Source organism: Klebsiella sp. GL120222-02 (genome assembly GCF_003097195.1).
Lineage (GTDB): Bacteria > Pseudomonadota > Gammaproteobacteria > Enterobacterales > Enterobacteriaceae > Klebsiella > Klebsiella variicola.
Genome location: NZ_QEQO01000002.1, coordinates 83,353 through 101,447, shown reverse-complemented (window position 1 = coordinate 101,447; position 18,095 = coordinate 83,353). Strand labels below are relative to the sequence as shown.

At 55.0% G+C, this 18,095-nt stretch carries 20 protein-coding genes; 13 read left to right on the top strand and 7 right to left on the bottom strand.

What is annotated here, in order from left to right:
• Positions 1-122 precede the first annotated feature (122 nt).
• On the top strand, positions 123-1,082 hold the full coding sequence (locus N438_RS05695) for a YbeF family transcriptional regulator (protein ID WP_012968702.1): 960 nt from the start codon (positions 123-125) through the stop codon (positions 1,080-1,082).
• 180 nt (positions 1,083-1,262) lie between these two features.
• On the top strand, positions 1,263-2,228 hold the full coding sequence (gene lipA, locus N438_RS05690; protein ID WP_002894467.1) for a lipoyl synthase: 966 nt from the start codon (positions 1,263-1,265) through the stop codon (positions 2,226-2,228).
• Between the two features lie 200 nt (positions 2,229-2,428).
• Here lipA and tatE read toward each other — a convergent pair whose 3' ends face one another.
• Entirely contained in the window at positions 2,429-2,635 is a 207-nt protein-coding gene (gene tatE / locus N438_RS05685; RefSeq protein ID WP_008805630.1) for a twin-arginine translocase subunit TatE, read from the bottom strand.
• A 244-nt stretch (positions 2,636-2,879) separates the two neighbouring features.
• A complete protein-coding gene (locus N438_RS05680) occupies positions 2,880-3,668 on the bottom strand; it encodes a deaminated glutathione amidase (protein WP_008805629.1) in 789 nt (262 codons plus the stop codon).
• Positions 3,669-3,757: 89 nt separating this feature from the next.
• Here N438_RS05680 and crcB point away from each other — a divergent pair, with 89 nt between their 5' ends.
• A complete protein-coding gene (gene crcB / locus N438_RS05675) occupies positions 3,758-4,141 on the top strand; it encodes a fluoride efflux transporter CrcB (protein ID WP_008805628.1) in 384 nt (127 codons plus the stop codon).
• Between the two features lie 66 nt (positions 4,142-4,207).
• On the opposite strand, the gene cspE is transcribed toward crcB, so the two are convergent.
• Entirely contained in the window at positions 4,208-4,417 is a 210-nt protein-coding gene (gene cspE, locus N438_RS05670; RefSeq protein WP_012542460.1) for a transcription antiterminator/RNA stability regulator CspE, read from the bottom strand.
• Between the two features lie 194 nt (positions 4,418-4,611).
• Positions 4,612-5,133, bottom strand: coding sequence for a lipid IV(A) palmitoyltransferase PagP (gene pagP, locus N438_RS05665; protein WP_306047527.1), 522 nt, complete (start codon positions 5,131-5,133; stop codon positions 4,612-4,614).
• A 335-nt stretch (positions 5,134-5,468) separates the two neighbouring features.
• Between pagP and dcuC the strand changes: the two genes are divergently transcribed.
• From dcuC to uspG, 4 genes are all read left to right on the top strand, one after another.
• Positions 5,469-6,842, top strand: a complete 1,374-nt coding sequence (gene dcuC / locus N438_RS05655; protein WP_008805625.1) for an anaerobic C4-dicarboxylate transporter DcuC — start codon at positions 5,469-5,471, stop codon at positions 6,840-6,842.
• A gap of 92 nt (positions 6,843-6,934) precedes the next feature.
• Complete coding sequence (rna, locus tag N438_RS05650; RefSeq protein WP_008805624.1) at positions 6,935-7,732, top strand: ribonuclease I; 798 nt, start codon at positions 6,935-6,937, stop codon at positions 7,730-7,732.
• A 178-nt stretch (positions 7,733-7,910) separates the two neighbouring features.
• Complete coding sequence (rnk, locus tag N438_RS05645) at positions 7,911-8,321, top strand: nucleoside diphosphate kinase regulator (protein WP_008805623.1); 411 nt, start codon at positions 7,911-7,913, stop codon at positions 8,319-8,321.
• A gap of 187 nt (positions 8,322-8,508) precedes the next feature.
• Entirely contained in the window at positions 8,509-8,937 is a 429-nt protein-coding gene (gene uspG / locus N438_RS05640; protein WP_002894401.1) for a universal stress protein UspG, read from the top strand.
• A 72-nt stretch (positions 8,938-9,009) separates the two neighbouring features.
• Here uspG and ahpF read toward each other — a convergent pair whose 3' ends face one another.
• A complete protein-coding gene (ahpF, locus tag N438_RS05635; protein WP_008805622.1) occupies positions 9,010-10,575 on the bottom strand; it encodes an alkyl hydroperoxide reductase subunit F in 1,566 nt (521 codons plus the stop codon).
• A 188-nt stretch (positions 10,576-10,763) separates the two neighbouring features.
• Positions 10,764-11,327 (bottom strand): alkyl hydroperoxide reductase subunit C, encoded by a 564-nt coding sequence (ahpC, locus tag N438_RS05630; protein ID WP_002894394.1) that lies wholly within the window; start codon positions 11,325-11,327, stop codon positions 10,764-10,766.
• Positions 11,328-11,738: 411 nt separating this feature from the next.
• Between ahpC and dsbG the strand changes: the two genes are divergently transcribed.
• The 4 genes from dsbG to N438_RS05610 all read left to right on the top strand — a co-directional run bounded on the left by dsbG (position 11,739) and on the right by N438_RS05610 (position 15,547).
• Positions 11,739-12,488, top strand: coding sequence for a thiol:disulfide interchange protein DsbG (gene dsbG / locus N438_RS05625; protein ID WP_008805621.1), 750 nt, complete (start codon positions 11,739-11,741; stop codon positions 12,486-12,488).
• 180 nt (positions 12,489-12,668) lie between these two features.
• Positions 12,669-13,601 carry a LysR family transcriptional regulator gene (locus N438_RS05620; protein WP_008805620.1) on the top strand — a complete coding sequence of 311 codons (933 nt, stop codon included), beginning with the start codon at positions 12,669-12,671 and terminating at the stop codon, positions 13,599-13,601.
• 111 nt (positions 13,602-13,712) lie between these two features.
• Complete coding sequence (locus N438_RS05615) at positions 13,713-14,936, top strand: DUF3440 domain-containing protein (protein ID WP_012542463.1); 1,224 nt, start codon at positions 13,713-13,715, stop codon at positions 14,934-14,936.
• Positions 14,921-15,547 carry a ParB/RepB/Spo0J family partition protein gene (locus N438_RS05610; RefSeq protein ID WP_012542464.1) on the top strand — a complete coding sequence of 209 codons (627 nt, stop codon included), beginning with the start codon at positions 14,921-14,923 and terminating at the stop codon, positions 15,545-15,547. Before N438_RS05615 ends, N438_RS05610 begins: the two co-directional genes overlap by 16 nt.
• Here N438_RS05610 and N438_RS05605 read toward each other — a convergent pair whose 3' ends face one another.
• Complete coding sequence (locus tag N438_RS05605; protein WP_165818795.1) at positions 15,548-16,693, bottom strand: pyridoxal phosphate-dependent aminotransferase; 1,146 nt, start codon at positions 16,691-16,693, stop codon at positions 15,548-15,550.
• A gap of 140 nt (positions 16,694-16,833) precedes the next feature.
• Between N438_RS05605 and mtnC the strand changes: the two genes are divergently transcribed.
• Positions 16,834-17,523 (top strand): acireductone synthase, encoded by a 690-nt coding sequence (gene mtnC / locus N438_RS05600; protein WP_008805616.1) that lies wholly within the window; start codon positions 16,834-16,836, stop codon positions 17,521-17,523.
• Positions 17,520-18,062, top strand: a complete 543-nt coding sequence (locus N438_RS05595) for an acireductone dioxygenase (RefSeq protein ID WP_008805615.1) — start codon at positions 17,520-17,522, stop codon at positions 18,060-18,062. Before mtnC ends, N438_RS05595 begins: the two co-directional genes overlap by 4 nt.
• The last annotated feature ends 33 nt before the right edge of the window (positions 18,063-18,095 follow it).

The following is an 18,095-nucleotide window of genomic DNA, read 5'->3' as shown; positions in this document are numbered from 1 at the left end:
ATCAGCGCCCCGCAGGCAGCGGGGCGCTAAACGATTAACACATTATTTTTGCAATCAATTGTCACGTACGGGAGGCGGTGGGCCGCTATACTTGCCCTATCATTCCCAACCGGACTCATCGCGTGCCAGAGAATACGTCTCCGTCAGAATCCCCTGAACGACAGGATGAACGTTATGACCGCCAGATGTTTCGCATCCTGCGCAATATTGACCTCAACCTGTTAACCATCTTCGAAGCCGTTTACGTCCATAAAGGCATCGTCAACGCCGCTAAGATACTGAATATCACGCCATCGGCTATTAGCCAGTCGATTAACAAACTGCGGGCGCTTTTTCCTGACCCGCTGTTTATCCGCAAGGGGCAAGGTGTGATGCCCACCGCGTATGCTACCCATCTTCATCAGTACATCAGCCGGGGTATGGAGGCTTTCCTCAGTGCGCTGGATATCGCCGGTAGCCCCCACCAGCAGCGGGTGATCACTATCGCCACCACGCCAGGCATGGGGGCGCTACTGATACCCATCGTGGCCAGTGCGCTAAAACCGGCCTTTCCGCAGATCCTGTTGCACAACATCGCCATCACCGACGCCGCGCGGCAGCTCGACCAGCGCCAGGTGGATCTGTTAATTGACACTCATCTGCACAGCGGCCAGGCGATAAGCCATCATGTGCTGTACCAGGATCGGGTACGGATGTACTGCCGTGCTGAGCACCCTGCGCTGCACGGCCCACAGGATGAAGCCCATCTCGCTCAGTATGAATTTGCGCTGCTGCTTCCGGAAGGCCAGCGCTACCCCACCCTTCACCGCCGCCTGCAGGAAGAGATGGGCGAACGACGCTGCGGATTCAGCACCTTTAACCTGCTGACCCAGGCAGCCATGATCGCCGAGAGCGACATGCTGGGGCTGACCACCGAGCGCCTGTTCGCCATGGTATCCCGGCTCTGGCCACTGCAAACCCTGGATTTTCACTCCCTGCAGGACGAAAAAATTAATGTTGCGCTGCACTACAATAAGCAAAGCGGGAAGGAGCCATTGCTGAAAGAAATTATCGAGACGGTAATCCAGGCGTTTAAGGCGTAGCGCACGGAAAGGAAAAGGATAAAACAACAACTATTTTACAATTTGCGAGGCAGGCAGGCTGCTTTCTGCCCCTTTTCAATGGTATACTGCCTGCTCTTGATTCAAAAATAGTTGATAATTGCAACATTTTATTGAATTAATTCGCTTTCCTTCGTGACTCGCAACTGGAACACGCACGCTATGAGTAAACCCATTGTGATGGAACGCGGTGTTAAGTACCGCGACGCCGATAAAATGGCCCTTATCCCGGTGAAAAACGTGGCAACTGAGCGTGAAGCTCTGCTCAGAAAACCGGAATGGATGAAAATCAAACTTCCGGCAGATTCGTCCCGTATCCAGGGTATCAAAGCAGCGATGCGTAAGAACGGCCTGCACTCCGTGTGTGAAGAAGCCTCCTGCCCGAACCTTGCAGAATGCTTCAACCACGGTACCGCGACCTTTATGATCCTCGGCGCGATCTGTACTCGTCGCTGCCCGTTCTGCGATGTCGCGCACGGGCGCCCGGTTGCACCAGATGCGAACGAACCACAGAAGCTGGCGCAAACCATCGCTGATATGGGTCTGCGCTACGTCGTGGTCACTTCAGTGGACCGTGACGACCTGCGTGATGGCGGCGCACAGCATTTTGCCGACTGCATCAGCGCCATTCGCGAGAAAAACCCGTCGATTAAGATCGAAACGCTGGTTCCGGATTTCCGCGGCCGCATGGATCGCGCGCTTGATATTCTGACGGTAACCCCGCCGGATGTCTTCAACCATAACCTCGAAAACGTACCTCGTCTCTATCGTCAGGTGCGTCCGGGCGCGGATTACAACTGGTCGCTGAAGCTGCTGGAGCGTTTTAAAGAAGCGCATCCGGAGATCCCGACGAAATCTGGCCTGATGGTCGGTCTGGGCGAAACCAACGACGAGATCATTGAAGTGATGCGCGACCTGCGCCGCCATGGCGTCACCATGCTGACGTTAGGCCAGTATCTGCAGCCGAGCCGTCACCACCTGCCAGTACAGCGCTACGTCAGCCCGGAAGAGTTCGAAGAGATGAAAGCGGAAGCGATGGCGATGGGCTTCACCCACGCCGCCTGCGGTCCCTTCGTTCGCTCTTCCTATCATGCCGACCTGCAGGCTAAAGGAATGGAAGTGAAGTAACTGCCGCTTTTGCCGCTGCGCGCCTTTTCGCCGCAGCGGCCCCTCTCCGCTTCCTCTGCTTCCTCTGCTTCGCGTTTTCGTAACAGTTCGTTGCATCTTTTCTGCGCGGCATCGCCAAAAACGACAAAGGCCGCAACGATATTCGTCGCGGCCTCTTCGCCGTTCCGCCAGCATCCCTCCGGGGGGACGCATCGGATCAATTACTCTTTATGAGAGATCTTCTGCGCCGGCGCTTCTTCTTCCACGGTGGCTTTCTTCGCGCTATCGTCATCCTCGTTCATGGCCTTTTTAAAGCCCTTGATAGCCGAACCCAGGTCGCCGCCCAGCGTACGTAATTTCTTGGTACCAAACACTAAGATAATCAGTGCTGCGACTACCAGCAGTTTGGTAATACTAATCTCACCCATAGCTAACCTTCTTCTCTATACAAGCTGCGAATACGCCATCATACACGCATTTATCCGTCATATTGTAATCCACCTGTGCGTGGGCTGCGTGATTCGGCCCAGAGCCTTCCCCCTGAAGGAGTTAGCGCAGGGGTGTCCGTCCTGACGTGCACAGCGAATTATTAGGATAAACAATACGGGTATTTGACGCGCGGACACAATAGCAATCTGTAACAAGGTGAATCAAGCCCTGTTTAAAAAAACATCACAATAATTGCGGTGGCGCAAATCGTCGGTTCTGCAGTACCGGCAAACGCTCGCGAACCCGCGCAAGGTGCTCTGCGGAGACATCGGCAAAGATCAGCTGCGGTTCGCTCCCGGCCCCCGCCAGCGTCGTTCCCAGCGGGTCTACAATGCGGCTCTGACCAATATTCCGCGTCCCGCATTCGCCTGCCGCCACGATATAGCAGGTCGTATCGAGCGCGCGCGCCGCCAACAGCGTCGCCCAGTGGTGCTCTTTCTGTGGCCCTCTCACCCATGCGGTGGGCAGTACCAGCAGCTCAGCTCCGTTCAGCGCCAGCGATAGGGCCAGTTCCGGAAAGCGAAGATCGTAGCAGGTCATCAGGCCAACGCGTAACCCCGCCACTTCAATTACCGGCGGGATCTGCTGGCCAGGATCCACCCGCCGCGACTCCTGCATTGCGAAGGCGTCGTATAAATGCAGTTTGTGATAATGGGCTATTACTTCGCCATCCCGCAAGACCACCAGCGTATTGGTCGCACGGCCTTCTGCCGACGGCACATGCAGCGTCAGGACCGTGGTCAAACGGTTACGCCCGCTCTCAGCCAGCAGCAGCTGCAAAAACGCCCCATCCAGCGGCTGAGCCGATTTCACTGACATATCCGGGTCGTTGTCATCTCGCGCCAGTAACGCCTCTGGCAGCACCAGCAGCGCCGCCCCTTCACGCGCAGCCTGTTGCATCATCGTCACACAGGTCTGCGCATTCGTCCGCCATACTGGCGTGACGGCAAATTGTCCTGCCGCTACCCGCATGTTTTTCTCCGGTCAGGTTATGAATAGCCAATCGCGCCCGTCGCGCGCTACACTTGAGGTTCTCTTATATCAAATAGCAGGAAACAACCGTGTTTCAACTTCTTTGCGCCGTTTTTATTGGCGGTGGCACCGGCAGCGTATTGCGCTGGTGGCTCGGCATGAAGCTCAACCCTGTGCATCATGCTATCCCGATTGGGACATTGACGGCCAACCTGGTAGGCGCCTTTGTGATTGGTGCCGGGCTGGCGTGGTTTAACCGTCTGACGGATATTGACCCGATGTGGAAGCTCCTGATCACCACCGGGTTCTGCGGCGGGTTGACCACCTTCTCCACCTTCTCGGCGGAAGTGGTCTTTCTCCTGCAGCAGGGGCGGGTGAGCTGGGCACTCCTCAACGTGATGGTGAATTTGCTGGGTTCGTTTGCCATGACGGCCGTCGCCTTCTGGCTTTTCTCGCAGGCCGCCAGCCGTTAACGATCTGAAAAACAGGCAAAAAAAAACCCGCGTTAAGCGGGTTTTTATATTCTACTGACGTGTTGGTTAGATAGCCATTACGTTTGCAGCAGAAGGGCCTTTGGCACCGTTAGTGATTTCGAACTCTACACGCTGACCTTCAGCCAGAGTTTTGAAACCGTTGGACTGGATTGCAGAGAAGTGTACGAATACATCTTTGCTGCCATCTTCCGGAGTAATGAAACCGAATCCTTTGGACTCATTAAACCACTTAACGTTACCTTTAATCTTAGACATCAAAATTACCTTTATATGAAAAATCGACACTAATGCTGTGTCGAGTATCAGTACACCAATTGTGGTACCTTTTGTCCAGTGCAACTTTGCTAAAAAGTGATAAAAGTCGCTATCTTTTTTAGTGGGTAACGCTTTAGTCCTTGTTTTTCCACAAGACACACCGCTTATCTCATTTATTGCTAAGACTTAGCGAATTAAAACTGTATACGAGCCCAGGCGAAGTAAACGTTACCGTTATTGTAGGTGCCGGGAATATAGGTCATCTGGAAAGTCGCCGGACCGTAACCTATTGACGCCAATGGTAAGATCACCGGAATGGGGATGTAGTCCCAGTTATCGCGCGCCGTCACGCCAAGGGTATAGCCGAGTCCAAGGTGGAAGTTCTGGTCGGTCAGCGGGCGCCAGGTTTTCTCCCAGCCGTAGCCGCCGATAGGCTCCCATTTATTGAAAGAATCTTTAAACGCCATCAGGTACAGACCGTGCCAGTTTCCCTTCTCATCCCAGCGCGAGACGCCAAAACCCGCGCCCCAGGGGCGTTCGTTATACTTATCCGTCTTTTCCTTATCATAGGCAAACCGCGCGTGCCAGGTAATGGCTGGAACGTACAAGTCATAGTGCTCCGGCTCATTCCAGGTCTGCGCGACGTTATTACTTAAGGTCTGGTAACCTTCGCTGAGGGTCGATGAAAACGACGCGCTGGCGTTTACGGATACCAACAACCATCCAAAAAAACCAAGAGAAAACAGAGAAAAACGACGTAACATCAACACTTTTCCATTACCACTTTCATTTAAAAGCCGCCTAAAATAGCAAAGATAGTCTCAATACAGGTTGAACGAAATAAGGCAAACTCCTGATTTTTGCCCGGTGACCATCAGAACCTTTTAACTATCCATCTGGTGATTATATCCAGGCGAGACGGGTGACGCGTAGTTCTTATCGCTTTATTGATTTGCATCAGCGAGTTTTGTCCGTTTTTTCGGCACATTCGCACATTAAAATTTGGCATGACGCTTTTTATCTACATATTCTTTGGGCTTAGGGGTAATAAATGCTGACGTTTGTTGAGATCCTGATCGGGATTGTGGTCATTGTGGGCGTCGCCCGCTATATCATTAAGGGCTACTCGGCCACCGGGGTGCTGTTCGTCGGGGGCTTAATCTTATTGATCGTCAGCGCCCTGCTGGGGCATAAAGTCTTGCCGGGCAATACCGACAGCACCGGTTATTCTGCCACCGATATTATTGAATACATTAAGATTCTACTCATGAGCCGCGGTGGCGATCTGGGTATGATGATTATGATGCTGTGCGGCTTCGCCACCTACATGACCCATATTGGCGCCAATGATATGGTGGTGAAATTAGCATCAAAGCCGCTGCGCTATATTAATTCGCCCTATCTGCTGATGATTGCCGCCTACTTTGTCGCCTGCCTGATGTCGCTGGCGGTCTCCTCTGCGACCGGCCTTGGCGTGCTGCTGATGGCGACGCTGTTCCCGGTGATGGTGAACGTCGGTATCAGTCGCGGGGCGGCGGCAGCCATCTGCGCTTCACCGGCGGCCATTATCCTCTCGCCTACCTCTGGCGATGTTGTACTGGCGGCTAAAGCCGCAGAAATGCCGCTGATCGACTTTGCCTTCAAGACCACGCTGCCCATCTCCATCGCGGCCATTATCTGCATGGCAATCGCCCATTTCTTCTGGCAGCGTTACCTGGATAAAAAAGAGAACATTTCCCACGAAATGCTGGATGTCAACGACATCACCACCACCGCCCCGGCGCTGTACGCCATTCTGCCGTTTACCCCGATCATCGGCGTGCTGATCTTTGATGGTAAATGGGGACCGGAACTGCACATTATCACCATCCTCGTCGGCTGCATGCTGCTGGCGGCGATCCTTGAGTTCCTGCGCGGGTTTAACACCAAAAACGTCTTCAGCGGGCTGGAAGTCGCCTACCGCGGGATGGCTGACGCCTTCGCCGGCGTAGTGATGCTGCTGGTCGCCGCCGGCGTCTTCGCCCAGGGGCTAAGCACCATCGGCTTTATCAATGGGCTGATCTCCATCGCCACCTCCTTCGGCTCGGCCAGTATTATTCTGATGCTGGTGCTGGTGATCCTGACCATGCTGGCGGCAATGACCACCGGTTCCGGTAATGCCCCGTTCTACGCCTTCGTTGAGATGATCCCCAAGCTGGCGCACTCTTCCGGCATCAATCCGGCTTATCTGTCGATTCCGATGCTGCAGGCCTCTAACCTCGGCCGCACGATATCGCCGGTCTCCGGGGTGGTGGTCGCCGTTGCCGGGATGGCAAAAATTTCGCCGTTCGAAGTGGTCAAACGTACCTCCGTGCCGGTGATGGTTGGCCTGCTGGTGGTGATTATCGCCACTGAGATTCTGGTGCCCGGCAGCGCAGTCCACTAATGGTCTAACCACGCGAAAAGGCGCCAGCGGGCGCCTTTTTTATGCTTTAATAACTCCCCGTTATCTTTTGCCATCCACAATCAGGAATAAACATGTTCAGGAAGGATTTCGCCGCGCTTGCCCTTGTGCTCACCGCCACTCAGGCCGGCGCTGAACCGCTCACCGCGACGCGATACGCTGATTTTGACCGCTACGTTCTTGCCCTCTCCTGGCAAACCGGATTCTGTCAGAGCATGCTTGACCGCAACCGTAGCGAACCGGAAGAGTGTCGCCTGCAGCAGGACACCGCGAACAAAGCCGACTTTCTGACCGTGCACGGCCTGTGGCCCGGGCTGCCAAAGTCGATTGCCGCGCGCGGGGTGGATGAACGACGCTGGATGCGCTACGGCTGCGCCACGCGCCCGGTGCCCAACATGCCGGAAGTGAAAGCGAACCGCAAATGCCAGGCGGCGGAAACCGGGCTGTCGCTGGAGATGGCCAATAAACTCAATAACGTGATGCCGGGTTCGGGCGGCACCTCCTGCCTGGAGCGCTACGAATACGCCAAACATGGCGTCTGCTTCGGCTTTGATCCCGATAGCTATTTTGGCACCATGGTGCGCCTGAATGGGGAAATTAAGCATAGCCCGGTAGGCGATTTCCTCGCGAAGCATTATGGTCAAACCGTCAGCCGCGCCGACTTCGATGCCGCGGTGGCCCGCGCCTGGGGTCCGCAAAGCGTGAAGGCGTTTAAATTAACCTGTAACGGTAATCCGGCCTATCTGACCGAGATGCAAATCTCCCTCAACGCCGCCACCATCAACGCCCCGCTGGCCACTTCCGCCTTTCTGCCACAACCCCATCCGGGCAACTGTGGAACCCAGTTTATCCTGGACAAGGTCGGTCAGTAGCGCAAAGCGACGTGCTGAGCAGAAAACGCCGCCCGCCGGGGGGCGTTGCACGCTGAATGTGCGTTTCATCACTTCAAACTACCGGCAACTCTCAGTATGATGGTAGGACCTTAACCCTTGCCCTTTTCGGCGAGGGTTTTCTTTTACGGACAGGTTCCTGGATAACATGGAGTATGCAATGACCAGACCCGCAATCATCATTAACGAACTGGATGCCGAACGTATCGACAGGCTGCTGGAGCAGCCGGCTTTCGCCAACTTACCGGTTGCCGATGCCCTGAATGACGAGCTCGACCGCGCGCAAATGCTGGCGCCGGAAGCGATGCCGCATGACGTCGTCACCATGAACAGTAAGGTAAAATTCCGCGATTTAACCAGCGGCGAAGAGCGCGTGCGGACGCTGGTGTTTCCGTCTCAGGTGACTGACAGCGCCAGCCAGCTCTCCGTCCTCGCGCCGGTGGGCGCCGCGCTGCTGGGTCTGAAAGTCGGCAGCACCATTCACTGGGAGCTGCCGGGCGGTGCATCGACACACCTGGAAGTGCTGGAGCTCTTGTACCAGCCGGAAGCCGCTGGCGAATTCCACCGCTAATCCCTGCTGCCTGAGGCGTTTCGCGCTTTATTCAGAGGATGTCCATACATCCTCTTTCTGCTGTTCCTTCCTCGCTAACCTTTTTTTACGCTTTGCACCTGCCTGACTGACAGTTTTGCGACCTGAATGACACTATATCCTCATATAATATGTTGATATAGACGCAAATGAACAAGGAGGATTGCATATGTATAAGACTATCATTATGCCCGTTGATGTCTTTGAGATGGCGCTGAGCGATAAAGCCGTCCGGCATGCGGAGTTTCTGGCCCAGCAGGACGGGGTGATCCATCTGCTCCACGTATTACCCGGCTCTGCGAGCTTCACCATGAGCCGCTTTACCGCCGATCTGCGGCGGTTTGAAGAACACCTGCAGCATGAGGCGGAAACTCGTCTGCAGACGATGGTCAGCCATTTCAGCATTGACCCCTCACGTATCAAGCTGCATGTCCGTTTCGGCAGCGTGCGCGATATGGTCAACGAGCTGGCCAGCGAAATTAACGCCGATGTCGTGGTGATTGGCTCGCGCAACCCGTCCATCAGTACCCACCTGCTCGGATCCAATGCCTCAAGCGTGATCCGCCATGCCCATATCCCGGTGATGGTCGTCAGGTAAATATGACGAAATAGAAAAAAAGAGGCTACCCCAGGGTAGCCTCTTTGTTATGCAGGTTTATTGTCTGACTTGTTATGCGGTTTTCGTGCGGATCAGGTAGTCGAAGGCGCTCAGCGACGCTTTTGCCCCTTCCCCTGCCGCGATAATAATCTGCTTGTACGGCACGGTGGTGCAGTCGCCAGCGGCGAATACGCCTTTGACATTAGTTTCGCACTTCGCATCGATGATGATCTCACCCATGCGGTTGCGCTCAACGGCGCCTTCCAGCCAGGTGGTGTTAGGCAGCAGGCCAATCTGGACGAAGATCCCCGCCAGCGCGACATGATGCTCATCACCGCTCACCCGGTCACGATATTGCAGGCCGGTGACTTTGCTGCCATCGCCTTTCACTTCCGTGGTCTGCGCATTAAGAATGATGTCGACATTCTTCAGGCTGCGGACTTTATCCTGCAACACCTGGTCGGCTTTCATCTCTGGAGCAAACTCCAGCAGGGTCACATGCTCTACGACGCCCGCCAGGTCGATAGCGGCTTCTACCCCGGAGTTCCCGCCGCCAATTACCGCTACGCGTTTGCCCTTAAACAGCGGACCGTCGCAGTGCGGGCAGTAGGTCACGCCTTTGGTGCGATACTGATCTTCGCCCGGTACGTTCATATTGCGCCATTTCGCCCCGGTGGCAATGATGACGCTACGCGCCTTCAGCACCGCGCCAGAGGCGGTTTCAATCTGATGCAGGCCGCCCTCTGTCGCCGCTGGCGTCAGTTTGGTCGCGCTCTGGGAGTCGATCACATCGACGTTATAGTCGCTGACGTGCGCTTTCAGCGCGCCGGCCAGTTTCTGGCCTTCGGTTTTCGGCACCGAAATATAGTTTTCGATATCCACGGTATCCAGCACCTGACCGCCGAAGCGCTCGCCCATCAGGCCGGTACGAATACCTTTACGCGCAGAATATACCGCCGCGGCCGCACCGGACGGGCCGGAGCCGACAATCAGCACATCGTAAGCATCACGTTGGTTCAGCTCTTCCGCTGCGCGTTTTTCCGCACCGGTATCCACTTTGGCGACAATTTCCGTCAGCGTCATTCGCCCCTGACCAAACTCCTGACCATTCAGATACACCGCAGGAACGCCCATGACGTTGCGATCGGTAATTTCATTCTGGAAGGTCCCACCGTCAATCGCCGTGTGCTTGATGCGCGGGTTGAGCACCGACATCAGGTTCAGGGCCTGCACCACATCCGGGCAGTTATGACAGGAGAGTGAATAATAAGTCTCGAACTCGAAATCGCCATCAATATCGCGGATCTGCTCCAGCAGCGACTGGGCCTCTTTCGACGGATGACCGCCGGTCCACAGCAGCGCCAGCACCAGCGAGGTAAACTCGTGGCCCAGCGGAGAGCCTGCAAAGCGTGGGCCCTGGTCGGAACCTGGGTTAGTAATCAGGAATGATGGCTTACGTACCGCGAGCGTGTTGTCTTCTTTAAAGGTGACTTTGTCTGACAGTTCAGCGATTTCAGCCAACAGTTCCTTGATTTCTGCCGATTTAGCGCTGTCATCCAGCGTGGCAATCAGCTCAACAGGCTTGGTCAGCTTCTCAAGGTAGGCCTTGAGCTGGGTTTTCATGTTGGTGTCGAGCATTGTTATCTCCTGGGCTTAAAACATCATCATGCAAGCGGCCTCGTCCAGGCGACCTGAATGCGCTTGCATCATGGTGTTGGAATAAGATGGGCGCGAAAGCGCCCATTGATTGCCGGGTGGCACGCCGTTTACCCGGCCTACAATCTTGTAGGCCCGTGCAAGCGTAGCGCCGCCGGGCACAAACAGACTTAAATCTTACCGACCAGGTCCAGAGACGGAGCCAGTGTCGCTTCGCCTTCTTTCCATTTAGCCGGGCAGACTTCGCCTGGGTGAGAAGCAACGTACTGCGCCGCTTTGATTTTACGCAGCAGGTCAGACGCATCACGGCCGATACCTTCAGCGGTAACTTCGATCGCCTGGATGATACCCTGCGGGTCAACCACGAAGGTGGCACGGTCAGCCAAACCTTCATCTTCACGCATGTTGTCGAAGTTACGGGTCAGGGCGCCAGTCGGGTCGCCGATCATCGCGTATTTGATTTTCGCGATGGTTTCAGAGCTGCTGTGCCACGCTTTGTGGGTGAAGTGGGTATCGGTAGACACAGAGTAAACGTCTACGCCCAGCTTCTGCAGTTCTTCGTAATGGTCAGCCACGTCGCCCAGTTCGGTCGGGCAGACGAAAGTGAAGTCAGCCGGATAGAAGAAGAAGACGCTCCAGCGGCCTTCGGTGTCTTTCTCGGTGACTTCGATGAATTCACCATTTTTGAATGCCTGGTTTTTGAACGGTTTGATTTTGGTGTTAATTAAGGACATCTATACTTCCTCCGTGTTTTCGTTGAGGTCTAAGTTAACGAATTTTTCCTGACCCGACCAATGCGTTTACATTATCGAATCAATAAGCGTTATCTAACAACCGGAACAAGACAACTCTGTGAACCTGTCGACGCGTTCAGCGCTGATCGCTGTTTTTCGCATCATTTGCCGCGACAAAAGTAAAAAGGCCACCCTTTCAGGCGGCCCCGTTACCTGAAATACCCGAAGGTAGGTTCAGCGCCAGTCAGACTGGCTATGTGTTGCGCTCTACATTACCTTAATGTAACAGCATCCAGGATTACATCACCCACGCCAGCAAAGGGCAATCCGTCATTCTGCTGATCTTGCCTATGACTGTGATAGGTTCGACAATCGTTTTGCCCTTTCCTGCTGATTTTACAAGGAATATTCATGTTAAAGCGTCTTCTCTTGCTCAGCCTTTTTCCGTTATGCAGCCAGGCGGAGGAGCTCCCCGCTCCGGTAAAAGCGATTGAAAAACAGGGCATTACTATTATAAAACCCTTTGAGGCGCCGGGGGGAATGAAAGGCTGGCTGGGCAAATACCAGGACATGGGGGTCGCCATCTACCTCACGCCGGACGGCAAACATGCCATTTCCGGCTATATGTATGACGAGAACGGCAACAACCTCAGCGAGCAGTTGTTTCAAAAAGAGCTCTACACGCCGGCAGGACAGGAGATGTGGAAGAAGATGGCCAGCGCCCACTGGCTGCAGGATGGCAATAAGGACGCCCCCATCGTGTTGTATGTCTTTGCCGATCCCTTCTGCCCCTACTGTAAACAGTTCTGGCAGCAGTCCCGCCCCTGGGTGGAAGCCGGTAAAGTGCAGATCCGCACCCTGCTGGTGGGGGTGATCAAGCCCGAAAGCCCGGCCACCGCCGCCGCGATTCTGGCCACCAAGGATCCGGCGAAGACCTGGCATGATTATGAGCAATCGAATGGAAAAATGGCCCTGACGATCCCGCAGGCTATTCCGCCGGAGAAAATGAAAGTGCTCAACGTTAATCAGCAACTGATGGACGAACTGGGGGCCAACGTCACGCCAGCCATTTACTATATGAATAAGGATAATATGCTGCAGCAGGTGGTCGGCCTGCCGGATAAAGAAAAACTGCAGATCATGATGGGCGAACAAGAATAATCCCATTGCATAATGGCGCCAGATAACAACGACCGCTGGCGCCCCTGACGACGATAAGATATATTAAGCAGAACTTAACGTTATAGTCCGGTAATTAAATTCACACCGCAAATATTAAGCCAATCAACATTCTCACTAAGAATATTTCCACCCGCGCTGATAATACACAGGACTGCATTAATGGCAAATCTTTACGATCTGAAAAAGTTCGATTTGAATTTATTGGTTATTTTTGAATGTATCTATCAACATTTGAGCATTAGCAAAGCAGCCGCCATGTTATTTATCACCCCGTCAGCGGTGAGCCAGTCGTTGCAGCGTTTGCGCCAGCAGTTAAACGATCCGTTATTTGTTCGCGTTGGGAAAGGGATGACGCCCACTACCGCCTGTGTCAATCTTCATTATCATTTGCAACAAAATCTCGAACAGCTGGAAAAAACCATCAATCTCAATAATCGCTCCGAACTGCGTAAACGTATCGTGATATATGGCCCTCCGCTGTTCTGTTCAGTGAATAGCCATTTTATGATTAATGAGCTCTGTCATCAGGCCAATTTGCAGATTGAACACCATAACCTGACCACCACGGAATCGGCTGAGGAGCTGCTGGCGTATCGCCAGGCGGACCTGGTGTTCACCCGAATGCCTATTACCAACCGCGCCACGATCTGTCAGCCCTATCAGACGGTGCAGACGCTGGCGGTTTGCCGGGCGGACCATCCGCGGCGAGATCAACTAACGTCGATTGAAGCGCTGGCACAGGAATTTTTCACCCACTATATCACCAACGATCCTGTCATTCAGCGCGTCCAGCAAAGCAGCACGCCATGGTTAAATCCGGGTAATATTGCCTTTCGCAGCGACTCTTTTATGACCATTCTTAACATGATCAATAAAACCGACTTAATTGGCTTCATCCCCTCCTATTTATATGATTTTATTTCCCCGGCCATGCCACTTCACGCTCTCGATATAGAGGCACTTTTTCCAGAGATCACGATATACATTAACTACCATCAATCATCTACACAAAATCATTTTCTATCTGAATTAATCTCCATTCTAATGAATGACAGAGATATATCACGCCCACAACTTAATAATAGTGAGTAACTGCCCACCTGTTTTCACACTCTGTTTGAATGCAGATCGACCATTAATTTCGCAGCGCTCATCGTTTATACTGAACAAACGGGAAGCTCTACTATTAAAGGATTAATGGTCATGTCGTTTATTAAATATCCCTTACCGGAATCGGTGCTGCAGGCAACTGAGCAGCGCATCCAGTGGGTGCTGGATAATTTTTCACGCGTTTGCGTCTCTTTCTCGGGTGGAAAAGACTCCACCGTCATGCTGCATTTAACCGCCCAGGCGGCGCGGTTACAGGGTAAAAAAATCAGTGTGTTGTTTATTGACTGGGAAGCGCAGTTCTCCTGCACCATCGCCCACTGCGAAAAACTGCGTGCGCTGTATGCGGATGTTGTCGAAACCTTTTACTGGGTCGCCCTGCCGCTCACCACCCAAAACGCGCTGACGCAGTATAAACCGCAATGGCAATGCTGGGAGCCCGGGGCCGACTGGGTCCGTCAGCCGCCGCCCTGGGCGATTACCCACCCGGGCTATTTTTCATTTTATCAACCGGGGATGAGCTTTGAGTCCTTTGTCAGCCACTTCGCCGAGTGGTTTTCACAGCGGCGCCCCGCCGCCGTGCTGGTGGGCATTCGCGCCGACGAGTCACTGAATCGCTTTATGGCCATCTCTTCGCAGCGTAAACAGCGCTTCGCCGATGATAAACCCTGGACCACCTCGGCGCCGGGCGGCCACGCCTGGTACATCTACCCGCTCTATGACTGGAAAACGGCCGACATCTGGACCTGGTTTGCCAAAAGCGGGCAGTCTTATAACCCTCTGTACGATCTGATGTATCAGGCCGGGGTGCCGCTGCGCTATATGCGCATCTGCGAACCGTTCGGTCCGGAGCAGCGCCAGGGGCTGTGGCTCTACCATGTGCTGGAGCCTGAGCGCTGGGCCGCAATGTGTCAGCGGGTGAGCGGCGCGCACAGCGGCGGGGTCTATGCCGGGCATGATAATCAATTTTACGGCCACCGAAAAATCGACAAGCCCGACCACCTGACATGGAAAAGCTATGCGCTGTTCCTGCTCGACAGCATGCCGGAAACCACTGCCGAGCACTACCGCAACAAAATCGCCGTCTACCTGCGTTGGTATCAGAAAAAAGGCATGGAAGATATTCCGGACACCCAGCCTGCGGACATTGGCACCAAAGACATCCCGTCCTGGCGGCGGGTCTGCAAAGTGCTGCTCAATAACGACTACTGGTGCCGTCAGCTTTCGTTTAGCCCGACCAAAAGCAGCCACTATCAGCGCTACCGTAAACGCATGGAAAAACATCGCCAACAATGGGGGATATTATGCAACAACAACTGACGCAGGCGCTGGACGCTTATCTGCAAACGCTGGATGACGAGGCGCGCATCGAGGCAATCAATGCGTTTCGTCAGGTGCTCCACCAGCGCAGTCCCTTCCGCTCCCAGCCCGTTGACTGCGTGCTGTGGGTAAAACAGGAGCAGGTCATCCCCAACGACTACAATCCGAATAACGTGGCGCCACCGGAAAAACGCCTGCTGCAAACGTCGCTGGAAGCCGACGGCTTTACCCAGCCGGTCGTCGTCATCCAGCAAAGCCCGCAGGCGTATACGATTGTCGACGGTTTTCACCGTCATGAGCTGGCCTGCAGCAAAGCGGTGCTGAAAAAAACGCTGAAAGGTTATCTGCCAGTGACCTGCCTGACGAGTGAAGCCGCCTCGCGTGACGGGCTGATGGCAGCGACCATACGCCATAACCGGGCGCGCGGGCGCCACCAAATCCACGCCATGTCAGAGATTGTCCGCGAACTGACCCAGCTTGGCTGGACGCCACAGAAAATCGGCAAAGAGCTGGGGATGGATGCCGATGAGGTATTGCGCCTGAAGCAAATTAGCGGCCTCACGGAGATGTTCGCTGGCCGCCAGTTCTCCCAGGCGTGGACGATTAAGTGACTACAGCTGGCACAAACGCGTCGCCGCAGCCAACAGAGTCGCCGGCTGTTTGGCAAAGCATAAGCGGATCAGCTTGTGCGGGAACGGATCGGCGCAGAAGACGGAGAGCGGGATCGCCGCCACCCCGACTTCGGTCGTCAGCCAGCGGCAGAAGCTGACGTCGTCAAGATCGGAAATGGCGCTGTAGTCCGCCAGCAGGAAATAGGTCCCTTCACAGGGCAGAAGTTCCAGTCGGCTTGGGCGCAGCGCTTCAATAAACAGATCGCGGCGTTCCCGATAAAACGCCGGCAGCTCACGATAGTGCTCAGGCGCTTCGCGCAGCATGTCGGCGATCGCCAGCTGCGCCGGGGTATTCACCGAGAAGGTCAGATACTGATGCACCTTGCGCAGTTCGGCGCTGATGGCCGCCGGGGCTACGCAGTAGCCGACCTTCCAGCCGGTCATATGAAACGTTTTGCCAAACGAGGAGACCGCCACCGCCCGCTCGCGAAGCTGGGGATGCGCCAGCACGCTGGCGTGGCCGCCCTCGGCAAAGCAGATGTGCTCATAGACCTCATCGCTGAGGACATAGATCTCGCGTTCGGCAATCGCCTGCCACAGGGCAGCGAAATCTTCACGCTGCCAGACGGTGGCTGATGGATTGTGCGGGGTATTGAGGATCACCAGACGGGTTTTATCGCTCAGCGCCGCAGCAAACTGCTGCCAGTCGACGCGAAAATGCGGCGGCTGCAGCGCAATACGGCGTAATTCGCCGCCGGCCAGCGCCACCGCGGGGGCATAGCTGTCATAGCTGGGATCGAAACAGACCACCTCGTCGCCGCGGCGCACCAGGGCGGTGATCGCCGCGTACAGGGCCTCCGTCGCGCCGGCGGTGACCGTAATATCGCTATTGACGTCGGGCAGGTAACCATACAGCTCCGCTGTCTTCCCGGCGATCGCCTCGCGCAGCGCCGGCACGCCGGTCATCGGGGAGTACTGATTCGCCCCCTGCGCCACATGGTACGCCAGACGCTCCTGAAGATAGCGCGGGCCGTCGAAATCGGGAAAGCCCTGTGACAGGTTGATGGCCTGATGCTGCTGGGCCAGGGCACTCATCTGGGTAAAAATCGTGGTGCCGAGCGCAGGAAGTTTACTCTCTGGAATCAAAGGGTTATTGCTCATTCTTTTTATACCGATTGTAATGCTGTTGTTGAAGCCACTATAACACGATGTTAATATTTGGCAATCAAGACGCTTAGACGTCTAAATGCTAATGTTATTCCGCGCCACGCCACTCTGGAGAAACCATGATCCGCGCCATCGTGACCGACATAGAAGGCACCACCAGCGATATCCGCTTCGTGCATAACGTGCTGTTCCCCTACGCCCGCGAACGACTGGCCGGCTTTGTGACCGCTCAGCAGTACGCTGAGCCCGTCAAAACCATTCTCGACAACCTGCGCCGCGAGACAGACGCCCCGGCCGCCAGCACCGCCGACCTTATCACTACCCTCTTCGCCTTTATGGACGAAGACCGTAAATCCACGGCGCTAAAGGCGCTGCAGGGGATCATCTGGCGTGACGGCTATCTCAACGGCGACTTTACCGGCCATCTCTATCCGGACGTACTGCCGGCGCTGGAGAAATGGAAAGCGCAGGGCATTGATCTGTATGTATATTCCTCAGGCTCCGTTGCCGCGCAGAAATTGTTATTTGGCTACAGCGATGAAGGTGATATTACTCATCTGTTCACGGGCTATTTCGATACCCTGGTAGGCGCCAAACGCGAGGTGCAGTCCTACCGTAACATTGCTGAACACCTGGGCCATGCCCCTGGCACCATCCTGTTCCTGTCGGATATCCATCAGGAGCTCGACGCCGCCGAGGCTGCAGGTTTGCGAACGATCCAGCTGGTACGCGGCGACCGCGACCCGGCGAGCCACCATCCTCAGGTTCAGCGTTTTGACGACATTCATCCGGAGCAGATCCCAGCATGAGCGCATTAACTCTTTTTTCCGTGACCGATCCGCAAACACCGCTCTGGCACAGCACCGACGCCAAAGCGATTCAGGATCAACTGAACGCCAAAGGCGTCCGCTTCGAGCGCTGGCAGGCCGACCGCGACCTCGGCGCAAATCCCAGCCCGGAAACGGTGATTGCCGCCTATCAGCATGCGATTGATAAACTGGTCGCCGAAAAGGGCTACCAGAGCTGGGACGTCATCAGCCTGCGCGCCGATAACCCGCAAAAAGAGGCGCTGCGGGAAAAATTCCTCAACGAGCACACCCATGGCGAAGACGAGGTGCGGTTTTTTGTCGAGGGCGCCGGCCTGTTCTGCCTGCATATTGGCGACGAGGTGTTCCAGGTACTGTGCGAAAAGAACGATCTGATTTCGGTTCCCGCCCACACCCCGCACTGGTTTGATATGGGTTCAGAACCGAACTTCACCGCCATTCGCATTTTTGATAACCCGGAAGGCTGGATCGCCCAGTTTACCGGTGACGATATCGCCAGCGCCTACCCGCGGCTGGCGTAACGTCAAACTGTCGTCAGTCTTAAACCGCCAGGC